This window comes from Candidatus Harpocratesius sp., from assembly GCF_054039255.1.
Genome location: NZ_JBPLBG010000053.1, coordinates 1 through 11,030, shown reverse-complemented (window position 1 = coordinate 11,030; position 11,030 = coordinate 1). Strand labels below are relative to the sequence as shown.

Here is an 11,030-nt window from a genome sequence, read left to right as displayed (position 1 = left end):
AAATTATGAGCACTTTAGTCATTTCTGAGAAAAATAAAGCAGCACAAGCAATTGCTGAAGCATTGGGACCAACAAAAAAAGTGCGAGTGAATAAATTAGTATCTGTTTATCAAATTCCCTCAAGAAATATATATGTTTTACCTTTACGGGGACATATTCAACAATATGAAAATACCCCTCCATATAAAAAATGGACAGCCAAAGATCCTCGAGATATTATAACCGATCCCCAAGCAATTGCAAAAATTCCCACAACTTATGCAGGTGCTTATATTTCAGCTCTGAAACAATATGGAAAAAAATGTGATACCTGTATTATTGGAACAGATGCTGATGTTGAAGGTTGTAATATTGGATTAATGGATGCTATTCCTTTTGTTAAGCAAGCTAATCCGCAGATAAAACTGGCACAATTATGGTTAAATGATCTTCAAAAAAAGACAATTCAACAAGCTTTCAACCAATTGATTCCTCCAAAATGGTCATGGGCATTTTCTGGCGAAGCAAGGGCTCAAATTGACGCAATTATTGGTTTTTCAGCCACAAGAGAAGTTTCTTTGACTTTAAAGAATATACTAAATTCCCTTAACATTAAATTTGCTTCTATTGGTCGTGTCCAAACCTCTCTACTATATCTTATCTATTTACGGGAGGATATAATTAGAAATTTTAAACCTACTCCATTTTGGAGTATTTCTGCAGATCTTAAAGTCGGAAATACAAATTTACATGTAAATCATCAAAATAATAATTTTGTTGATAAAAAAATTGCAGAAAAAATATATAACACAGTATCTAATGAAAAATTTGCACAATTAGAGCAAATTTCAATGAAAACTAAGGAAATATTACCGCCCACACCTTTAAATACTTCCCGAGCACTCCAATTAATTACGAAAAATCTTAAGATCACTGCCAAACAAGCTCTAAAAACCTTAGAAGATTTATATTTGAACAAATTAATCACATATCCTCGAACTGATTCTGATGTATATTCTTCAAATTATGATCATAAAAGCGTACTTCAAAAATTCTTAACTCATTCGCTTTACGGAGGTTATACCACAGATTTATTCAAAAGCAATCGGATTAACCCCAGGCAAGGACGCAAAAATGCAGGAGATCATTCTCCAATCAGTCCCTTAAAATCACTTGAGCCATCAGCAAATATTTTTGAAAATAAACTACAAGAACAGGTATATAATCTTATTACTCGACATTATTTAGCATTGTTTGGTGAAAAAGCCAAAGAATCTGAAACACGAGTATTATTCGATATTAAGGGAGAGAAATTTCTTGGACAATTCAAAACTTTATTAAAACAAGGATTTTACATTATTGCACCATTTCTTTCCCCAAAATATAAAGATCCAATGCCAATGATAACTCAATATATTGATTCAAACTTGAAAAAACCTAAATTTCCTATTAATAAAATTAATTTTGAAGAGAAAGAAACTCAACCACCACCTCGTTATACTGATACAAGTTTACTACAATTGATGGAACAAAAAAATCTTGGAACTAAATCTACCCGACCTGCGATTATACAGATTTTAATTGATCGAAGCTATATACAGCGCAAAGGAAGATCTATATATTTAATGGATTTGGGATTTTTATTAATTGATGCGCTTAAAAACATTTGGAAACCATTTTTAGAACCATCTTTTACTGCTAAAGTTGAAAAATTATTAGAAGAAGTAAAGAATCAGCAAATAAAATACAATAATGCAGTAGATTCCATTAAATTAGAATTTTTGAAGTTATTCGATTTATTTCGAGCCCAAAAATCACAAATTGTTTCAAAAATTCAGCCGATTCAAAGCACGGGTAATATAATTAGAGGTAGAAATAATAAAATTATCACTTCTTCTAAACAAAAAAGTGGTTCATCAATAAATACAAACCTAAATACAAATAAAAATAAAAATAAAAATGTAATTTCATCTCAAAAAAAAGGTTCGACACATGCTTTATCAACTTCATTTTGCCCAAAATGTAAAACTCATCATATGAAATTAGTAATCAGTCCTCAAAAAAAGAAGAAGTTCTTAGTATGCGAAGATCCTAAATGTCAGACATATTTAAGTTTACCAAAAAAAGGAACTCCACATTTACTAAAAGCAACTTGTTCTATATGCTCTTTTAACATTGTAAAAATTAGTACTTCAAAGAATGGTCATCGGTTTTATTACTATATCTGTCCTCATTGTTGGACTCATGGCTTGAATAATCAAACTGGTGAAGGATTTTGTAGTAATTGCAAATCTTTTTATATAGTTAAAGGGAAATGTGTAAAACGATAGCTTTTTTTTAAAATTAAATAAATTAATTTTTATCGTAAATTCAAGTGAACCAAATAATCTATAGGAAAACACCTTTTTTTTTCTATCAACGTCTAAATCAACACCCTAAATAGAAGAGAAGATTTATGCCTAAATCGAGAGAAATATATCCTTCAACAGAAAGCAATAAAAGACTTTCATCAATTAAAAAAGAAAGTATGAATTCAAAGACTTCAGAATTTAAGAAAAGACTGATTATCCTTGGGAAATTTATTACACGAAGCTTAATGTTAAAAGTATTTGTAGTTGTATTCTCATTGAATTTGGTATTAGCTGCAATCTATTCTTCCCTCGAAGGAATTCCATATTATTTAGGGTTATATTGGGCGACAGATACCTTAACTAATACCGGTTCTGGCTTAGTTCCACCAAGTAGTATTAGAACATGGCTATTAACCACCATTTTTATGTGGATAGGTTTAGGAATCACATTATTATTCGTAGAATTTGTATACGTTCATATTTTTCAAAAATTAAAGGGGGATCATGAAATTAAATTCTCAAATCATATTATTTTGATTGGTTGGAATCCAAAAGTTCGACATTTTCTTAGAAATTTGCCTGGTGATCTTGGCGGCGATCACAATTATGTTTTAATTTCAGATATTGCAGACCGTCCGTTTGATTTACCAAAAGTTGTTGAATTTGTTAGAGGAAATCCTGAAGAAGAACGAATATTAAAAAGAGCTGGAATTGAAAAGGCACAACAGGCAATTATTGTTGTTGAAGATGATGCTGAAGCTGTATTGATTGCTATGACTATTCAAAGTCTAAATATCGATGTAAGAATAAGTGTGAATTTACAAAATGAAGAAAATATTAAACATTTGAAGAGATTAGGAATAGAACAAATTGTTTGTGATGAAGAATTAACTGGTAATGCGCTAATTGAAGCGTTTTATAAAAATCAAGAAGATTTCTTTCTTTAAGAAATGATGATAAAAGTATTTTAAAAAAGAATATTTAAAAATTCTCCGTTCCCAGTAAAAATATTGTTTCAATCTGCTCAATAGGAAACATCATAAAATGTTCATAAGAAATTAAGATATTTGATTCAAGAGAAGTTGATTTTTGAATATTATCTGAATTTTCTAATTGATGTTCATTGAATCTTTGATCTTGGATCTTTTGTTCTGATTCAATAGATTTATCAGATTTATCTATATCTTTTTCTTTTTCATCCATATATGGTATACCTCCTATGATAATACAATCATAGAAGACTAAATGCATATCTTCATCTCCTACTAATCGGTCCCCAATAATTAATCCATGATTCTTTAAAATGGCTACTGGTCGGTGTAAAATTTCACCTGCTACAAAATCTAGATGATCAATTATTCGATAACTTGATTTATGATAAAGTAAAGCAGTATGCATTAAACGTACGATATTTGGATAAATTGCTGAAAATCGTGCATTATCAAATTCTTTAATAATTTCTGGTTCCAAACGGACAATATAGATTATATCATTAAAGGAATTTAAATGTAAATTTTGTTCAGAAGAAAATCCGCTTCCATTGCGGATTCCTACTGCTAAACCTGAAATATCAATTGACTTTTCTGTTAATACTACATGATCGGAGAAAATCATTTTAACAATCTGATTTTGCAATTTTATAATTAACCCGCCATTATATTCCCCAGGATGAGATATTTTGGCATATTTATCATAGATTACTATGGGATCGGGGACTTCTTCTGGTTCCATTATGATGTTTTCTCCTACAATAAGTGTTCTTAATTATCCCTTACCTATATATTTTTAGCGCTTGAGAGCATGAATTACTTATGGAATATTCGGAAACTGAGAAAGCCCTTCTTCACCATCTTCAAACATCATTAGGACCTTTTGAAAAGTTTGTCGCGAAGGTGGATATCGAAGAAAATCTTCCTTTAGTTCCCGATCGAAGGTATATAATAGAGAATATTGCCGATTTACTTATGAATGCAAAAAAAAATGTAATAATCCCAATTGTCGGAAAAGTAGGGTTTGGAAAAACTCATTTATGTTGGCAACTTCGGAAATCATTAGAGATCAAATCAATTCCAATATTTTTAGAAGTTCCTGAAGAATCTAAATTCTTTTATTATAATCTTTATACAGAATTAGTTGAAAATCTTGGAGCAGAACGTCTTCGTGAGTTATCAATACAAATTTCTGATCTATGGGGCGCCCAAGAAAAAAAATATGGTCTTTTTCGAACTAGTAATGTTGAACGAGTACTTGCACGCGCCAAAGTTAGTCCTGAATTTCTTCATAGTAAGCATCCAAATGAATTAGAAGATGTTATGCGGAGTATAATTACTCATGCAATAGATCCAGACAAGTCACATTCTGCTGAACGATGGTTACTTGGTGAAATCATGGATCCAGACGAACTTTATTATTTAGGATTGTCTTTAAATTTAAATGCAGAATTTGTTGCAATGGAGTTGTTAAAACTTCTTTTAAATTTTATTCCTGAAGGTTTATTAATAATCATTGATGATTTAGATGAATCATGGGCTCGTTATAATAATCCGCAATATATTGAAGATGATTGGGCATTATCATCCTCTTCATTTCAATCTACTGAATTTAATCATGAATTGGGATCAGAACATCAAAAAAGTAAAAAAAGTCAGATTAAAGAAGAAAACCAGATTTTAAATTTAAGCAAGATTCCTGATTTTTTTCAAGATTTATATCAACTTTTTACTGTTTTTCCTAATATACATTTAGTTTTTACAATTAAACCTAAAAATGAAGCTGAAATAATGGCTTATTTCGAACCTATTACTGAAATTACTGAATCTATTACTTCAATCATATTATTTCCATTTTCTATGAATGATTTAAAGGATTATTATAAATTAGCAATTAAAGAATATTGCAAACAAAAAGGATTACAGTTTTCAAAAATATCTGAATATTTTCCATGGAATCTTGATTTTTTTCAATTGATTTATGAAAAAACACAAGGAAATCCTCGGTTAATTATAAGGAAATTCCAAGATGCATTTGATTATTTCTTATATGATCGAGAACCAATAGAAAAAATTAAAGAATTACTTTAAAATCGATAAAAATAAAGATAACGATGATATCAATTGAATTTTCGCAACAATTACATCAACAAGATGAGAATCTTTTTCTTATAACTTGGGAAATCAATGATCTTCTTATTTTTAAGCAAGACTATGATTTTTCGCCAATCACTTCAGTTATAAATCGACAAATCAATCAAGAAATGAGCATTGAAGAAGTTAAAAATCAACCAATTTTTCAAGCTTATCGTAAATTTTACTGGCGGCAGTTACATGTTGATCCTACAAAAATACGTCCTTCAAGCGAAGCTTTAATTCGGCGTATTATAAAGAAAAAATCACTTCCAAAGATTTCTCCTGTTGTTGATGCTTATAATTGGGCCAGCGCGCTTTCTTTTATTCCAATGGGTGCATATGATGTTGATCAAATTCAACCACCTCTACAACTTAGATTTTCCCTAAATGGAGAAAGCTTTACTCCAATAGGAAAAAAATCTGTAAAATTACCAGTAGATACACTTATATTAACTGATTCTCATAATATCATTTTATCACAATTTCCTTACAGAGATTCTCAATTGACAAAAATCACCTATTCCACCCATTCTATTTTAATTGTTGCTTGTGGAGTGGCTTCTGTACTAAAAAAAAGCGTTGAATATGCCTTAGCTAAGACTAAAGAGTTTTTAAATTGGTTTAAATTACAAGGGATTCTTGATTATAAGGATGGAGGATTCCATTATTTTGCTTAGTAATAATTAATTTTTGTAATACAAATCTTTTTTAAATGGGAATATTTCAAATTCTCATATGACGGAAAAGCATTCAAAATCAACTACCACTTCAAAAACTTCACCTTTGTCTTCTTCTCAAATTTCCTATAAGGGTATTACTGTTCGAAATTCTGAATATTCTGAAAGTTTTGATGAATATCTTGAATGTATTTACCGTCTTTCTTTAAGAAATCCAGCAGGATGGGTAAAGAATAATCAAATTTCTAAACGACTTCAAGTAAAAGCGCCATCTGTTACAAATATGTTAGAAAAATTATCTAAAGCTCAATTGATTGATTGGAAACCGCGAAGTGGAATTCGTCTGACTGATATTGGGCGAAAAAGAGCAAAAGAAGTTGTATTTTACCATAGTATAATGGAAATTTTCCTAAACCGTATTTTAGGAATGACAGATCCTGAAAGGATAAACAAAATTGCATGCGATTTTGAACACCACTTGACCAGAGAATTTAGTGATCGATTAATTGAACTTATGGGTATTTCAGGAGACTTGAAAAATGTTGATAATTTCATCATGGAAGATCGTTTTCCAACACATATCGAGACTCGACCAATATATTCAGAAAAAGCTGTTTTAAAAATACTGGAAAAATTCTACTCGAATCTAAATAAAAGAATTCAATCAAATGACCTCTCTGAAAATGAATTAAATGAAGAATACAAGATTATTCTTGAAGAAATTGCCTCAAAATAATCATGTTAATACTGAAAAAAAAATACTCATCATTTTTCTCTTAAAATTTCAATTTCATATGCATCGATTAAAGGACTACAACCTCCACATCTAATGCAACCTGCTACATTTTTTCTGGGATCTAGATTGTATTCAATGCATTTTTTAGCAGCAAATCGCAAAATCTCTAGAAAATTATTTACATCTGTCTGATGAGGTTCTAAATTTGTACCAGGAATTATTCTTACCGGAGTTATTACAGGTAAAACACCAATTTGTAATATTTTATCTAATTCTTGTTTAAATTTATTAACATTGTTTTCAAAACCAGTAATAATGAATGTGCTTACTTGATTAGGACCAAAAACACGAACAGCTTCTTTCCAATGTTTATAATATATATCTTTTGTTATTTTGCTTTTTCCAGGACACATTTTACGACGAACTACATCATCTAATATTTCTAAATGAATTCCAATCGTATTTGTTCCTACATCTTTTAAAATTTGATACCACTTTAAATCTTGCATAGGCTCAATTTGAATATGAATAGGTATTTTGGGAAATTGTTGATGAATTTTTTGGACTATTGCTTGATAAATATGCATTCCTTTATCTGGTTCAGGCTGTGTTCCAATTGTGAGAGTTATGTGGTGTACAAATTCAGGATTTTCTTTCTTTGCAATTATAATTGTCTCAATTATCTGTTCAGCTGATTTAAACTCGATTGTTGCGTTTTGTGCTAATGATAATTCTACTCCACAAAATTTACATTGTTGATTTCCTCGCCAATAACGACAGCGTTGGTGTACGGTTGTGGCAAAAGTATGATTACCATGCATTATAGCTATTTTTTTAAAAAGAATACCTTCAGAATTACGTAATGTATAGAAATTTGGAGTGGGAATTAATTCTATTTTCGGAAAAGAGTTAGAATTATCAAAATCAGAATAAATTTTAAGAGATCTTTTATTTTTTTTCAAGGGTTTTCGCTCTAATATGACTTCTAAGTTTTGAGAACTTTTCTTAATATCTTGAATTTTAAAAGTAGAATAAATTGAAGGAGAATGATAAAGAGGTGTATTTACGATAGTTCCATTGGAAAATTTAAAATATCTTCCACCAGCTGGCCCAGCACCTCCTTTTCGACCAAAGTCAAAAGAAATCCCCCGTGCTCGAATACGGTTAATGGTTTCATCCGAAATCTCTAACCCATTACATAACATATCAGCTTTCAATTCTAAGATTAAATTTAACTCTTCAATATTTTGCTTGGACATATTCAACTTTCCACAATAATAATAACTCCCTATCTGGTTAAAATTTGCTGATTTTATTTCAGAAGGCCATGTATAATATATAGAAAATATATCACTTCACTTTATAAATGCTTTATCGAATGAAATACCTTGTTGTTTTGCATTTTGAATGAAATACTCAAATTTTTCTTCAATAACACCTGAATATTGAAGTATTTCATCATTTTCCTTAATATATTTAATATATTTGGGAATTTCATCCATAACTTGCGTAAAATGTTGATTCGTTATTTCTCTGATTTTTTTAATTGATATTTTTCCTTTTTTATACAACTTAGCTAAATAAGGATACATAATTTCATTTAGACCTTTAAGAAATATTTAATTCGCTACAGATGTTTTAGATTTATTCTCTAATTTCGTACGTAAAGCAAGAAATTTCTCAATATGACATTAAACACGAAAATTTATTTGGGACATCCTAGCAATTAATAGCAATTAATATATAATTTGAGGAATATTGTGAAAAAACAATTGAATAAAATAAAAAATTGGCCCAAATTCTTTAAATCAAATGAAGATAACAAGCATATTCTAAATTAAAATAAGGGATTAAATCAGAAAAAAAAAGATAAGACTAAAAAAATTATGCAATTATAGAATCGAGGGTAATTATTCCATGCGCAAATACCTCACTTTTTTGGAAATTTTCTTGAATTTCTGAAGGATCCATCTGAGATATTTTAAAAAAAAATGAATAGACAATTTTTAATGCAGAGATTTGAATTCTTATTTTTTCTCCATAACGGTGCGAAAATTCAACTAACTCTTCCATTTTCAATTTTCTGATAATTTGACAAGAAAACTCTTTTAATTTTTCCCAAGAAACTTCATCATAGACCATTTGGGTAATTTCACCAAAAATAGATTTCATTCGCTGAATATTTACACTCTCTTTAAATTTTGTATATATTTCCTGGAGATGAAAGAAGGGAGAAATTTGTTCCATTTTTTGAGAAAGAGAAGAATTGTGAGATAATTGAAATCTCTGATGAAAATTTTCCCAATCTACAATTGATTGTATTCTAACAGCCATATTTTTGATAATTGGCCAATTTAAAAAGTATTCTTTCCATTCATCTTTACGAAGTTTCACAAGGGGTAAGATTTTATTCCAAATAATAAATAAATATGGTGCTCCTTGATTTGTCAAGATAATTATTTCATAAAGAAGAAGATTTAAGCCAGAAGGTCTTATTTTTGAAAGCCATAATGGAAACTCCATGGCAAAAGCTTGAAAGCATCCTAAAGCAAAGACGTAGAAAATTACCTTTGGATCAAAACTGTGAAATAATTTGGTCCCATACAAAATTATCATCAAAAAATAACCCACAATCACCACTATTATCTGTGTTGTGAATTGTGTATCCATATGGCGCAAACTGACGACTGGAATATCATTAATATGAAATAATTGAGAAAAAAATGGAGTTATAAGCCAACTTCCAAATAATAATGTGGAATAAAGAACTATTTCTTTGATATTTTTAGAAAACCAACTTTCAAACATTATCCACAGCCATGTAAAAGCAAAAAGAGAATAAGAAATGGTCATCATGAAATCTGCTGAAAACTTCAAGATGGTTAAATTATTCCATCCGTGTTCAACATAGTTGCCCCCTATCCAATATTCACGAATATTTCTTCCTGGAAAATTAGGACCTGCTGGTGAGTTCCACCATATTACCGCATCTATAAAGTAAACTAAAACTGCTATAATTAAACCTGCATATAGAGCAGATAATTTTTTATTTTTAATAATGATAAAAAGCCAAATGACTAAAAAGAAAGAATCAACATATATATAATCAAACTGAAATTGTCGCATAACCTCAGTTAATTCATCTCTGAGCATAAATTTTCAATTAATTTAGTATTTTCATATTATTAAATATTTTTTCAAAATATTTGTTTATTCAAACAAAGATAAAAAAAAACTTCTCTTAATAATATAGAGAAAAAAAATTATTGAAATTTGAAGAATCTAAGCCAATTTCCAGCAATCTTGTCTTTTTTTCAAAATTCAATATTGACAGATTTAATGATTAAATGACAAAAGCCATATTCTCTTTCCAAAAAAAAAATAAGAAAAATTCTAAGACTTTTCTACAAAAATAGCTCCACAATATCTTTAAATAAGTATTTGTGAAATTATCAATAGTATTCAATCAAATCAATTTAGTTGATCAAAATACAATAATATATAAACAAAAACAAAATAATTGAGAGGAGCACAAGATGAATGTAGCGAAAAGGCTCTTATATAGTTTAATTACGCTTATTATTGCTTTAGTCGTCTTTATGCCAAATTACATGTCAGTTGGAAGCACTAAAGAAGGAAACAATGTAGTAAATTTTGATGATGGAAATTTCTCCAATTTAAATATCACAAATCAAGATGCAACAGATAATTTATTTGTTCAAAACGATGAAATTGTAGAGATTATCAACCAAACTTTTATGAATATTTATATTTTTGATTCTGCACAAGTTACTTTACGGAACGTTTCAGTTTCAGGTGATATTGAAGTTTCTGGTGAATCAACCCTGCTAATAACGCAAGGTGGAAAAATGAACCGATTGTTCATATCACAGAACGCTATTGCTACACTTGATAGCATTAATTTCATTGAACAAAGTGTCACAGCTACAGGAAACGGCACTTTGATCCTTACTAATTTTATTAATTCATATGTGTCTTTTGATATGAATTTTTATGATACTACTCATTTTCAGGTTAGCAATTCCACGATATATGCAAATCACATTGAATTATATGATCATTCTTCAGCGATTTTTGATAATTGTAGCAATATTGGATATATTGTCGGTATGTATTCAGATAGTTATCTGTCAATGAATAA

General features: G+C 29.3%; 10 protein-coding genes. 6 read left to right on the top strand and 4 right to left on the bottom strand.

What is annotated here, in order from left to right; all coding sequences use genetic code 11:
• Positions 1–5: 5 nt before the first annotated feature.
• Both ACXLDF_RS13075 and ACXLDF_RS13070 read left to right on the top strand, forming a co-directional pair.
• On the top strand, positions 6–2,309 hold the full coding sequence (locus tag ACXLDF_RS13075; protein WP_457558982.1) for a DNA topoisomerase: 2,304 nt from the start codon (positions 6–8) through the stop codon (positions 2,307–2,309).
• 125 nt (positions 2,310–2,434) lie between these two features.
• Positions 2,435–3,277, top strand: a complete 843-nt coding sequence (locus ACXLDF_RS13070; protein ID WP_457558981.1) for a potassium channel family protein — start codon at positions 2,435–2,437, stop codon at positions 3,275–3,277.
• 34 nt (positions 3,278–3,311) lie between these two features.
• On the opposite strand, the gene ACXLDF_RS13065 is transcribed toward ACXLDF_RS13070, so the two are convergent.
• Positions 3,312–4,061: a hypothetical protein gene (locus tag ACXLDF_RS13065; RefSeq protein WP_457558980.1), complete on the bottom strand. Its 750-nt coding sequence runs from the start codon at positions 4,059–4,061 to the stop codon at positions 3,312–3,314.
• Between the two features lie 80 nt (positions 4,062–4,141).
• Between ACXLDF_RS13065 and ACXLDF_RS13060 the strand changes: the two genes are divergently transcribed.
• From ACXLDF_RS13060 to ACXLDF_RS13050, 3 genes are read left to right on the top strand one after another with little or no spacing between them, the layout of a single operon-like run.
• Entirely contained in the window at positions 4,142–5,410 is a 1,269-nt protein-coding gene (locus ACXLDF_RS13060) for a P-loop NTPase fold protein (protein WP_457558979.1), read from the top strand.
• A 23-nt stretch (positions 5,411–5,433) separates the two neighbouring features.
• Positions 5,434–6,132 carry a B3/B4 domain-containing protein gene (locus tag ACXLDF_RS13055; protein WP_457558978.1) on the top strand — a complete coding sequence of 233 codons (699 nt, stop codon included), beginning with the start codon at positions 5,434–5,436 and terminating at the stop codon, positions 6,130–6,132.
• A 58-nt stretch (positions 6,133–6,190) separates the two neighbouring features.
• On the top strand, positions 6,191–6,868 hold the full coding sequence (locus tag ACXLDF_RS13050) for a metal-dependent transcriptional regulator (protein WP_457558977.1): 678 nt from the start codon (positions 6,191–6,193) through the stop codon (positions 6,866–6,868).
• Between the two features lie 29 nt (positions 6,869–6,897).
• On the opposite strand, the gene ACXLDF_RS13045 is transcribed toward ACXLDF_RS13050, so the two are convergent.
• From ACXLDF_RS13045 to ACXLDF_RS13035, 3 genes are all read right to left on the bottom strand, one after another.
• Positions 6,898–8,127 (bottom strand): radical SAM protein, encoded by a 1,230-nt coding sequence (locus ACXLDF_RS13045; protein ID WP_457558976.1) that lies wholly within the window; start codon positions 8,125–8,127, stop codon positions 6,898–6,900.
• A gap of 96 nt (positions 8,128–8,223) precedes the next feature.
• Positions 8,224–8,460: a hypothetical protein gene (locus ACXLDF_RS13040; RefSeq protein WP_457558975.1), complete on the bottom strand. Its 237-nt coding sequence runs from the start codon at positions 8,458–8,460 to the stop codon at positions 8,224–8,226.
• Positions 8,461–8,752: 292 nt separating this feature from the next.
• Positions 8,753–10,021 carry a hypothetical protein gene (locus ACXLDF_RS13035; protein ID WP_457558974.1) on the bottom strand — a complete coding sequence of 423 codons (1,269 nt, stop codon included), beginning with the start codon at positions 10,019–10,021 and terminating at the stop codon, positions 8,753–8,755.
• Positions 10,022–10,404: 383 nt separating this feature from the next.
• Between ACXLDF_RS13035 and ACXLDF_RS13030 the strand changes: the two genes are divergently transcribed.
• Positions 10,405–11,030, top strand: a 626-nt coding sequence (locus ACXLDF_RS13030) for a hypothetical protein (RefSeq protein ID WP_457558973.1), incomplete at its 3' end; no start/stop codon positions are given.

Bases quoted from the DNA above. Each gene is read 5' to 3' on its own strand.
- ACXLDF_RS13050 (WP_457558977.1), top strand. From the start codon at position 6,191: ATGACGGAAAAGCATTCAAAATCAACTACCACTTCAAAAACTTCACCT.
- ACXLDF_RS13035 (WP_457558974.1), bottom strand. From the start codon at position 10,021: ATGCTCAGAGATGAATTAACTGAGGTTATGCGACAATTTCAGTTTGAT.
- ACXLDF_RS13065 (WP_457558980.1), bottom strand. From the start codon at position 4,061: ATGGAACCAGAAGAAGTCCCCGATCCCATAGTAATCTATGATAAATAT.
- ACXLDF_RS13075 (WP_457558982.1), top strand. From the start codon at position 6: ATGAGCACTTTAGTCATTTCTGAGAAAAATAAAGCAGCACAAGCAATT.
- ACXLDF_RS13060 (WP_457558979.1), top strand. From the start codon at position 4,142: ATGGAATATTCGGAAACTGAGAAAGCCCTTCTTCACCATCTTCAAACA.
- ACXLDF_RS13055 (WP_457558978.1), top strand. From the start codon at position 5,434: ATGATATCAATTGAATTTTCGCAACAATTACATCAACAAGATGAGAAT.
- ACXLDF_RS13040 (WP_457558975.1), bottom strand. From the start codon at position 8,460: ATGTATCCTTATTTAGCTAAGTTGTATAAAAAAGGAAAAATATCAATT.
- ACXLDF_RS13045 (WP_457558976.1), bottom strand. From the start codon at position 8,127: ATGTCCAAGCAAAATATTGAAGAGTTAAATTTAATCTTAGAATTGAAA.
- ACXLDF_RS13070 (WP_457558981.1), top strand. From the start codon at position 2,435: ATGCCTAAATCGAGAGAAATATATCCTTCAACAGAAAGCAATAAAAGA.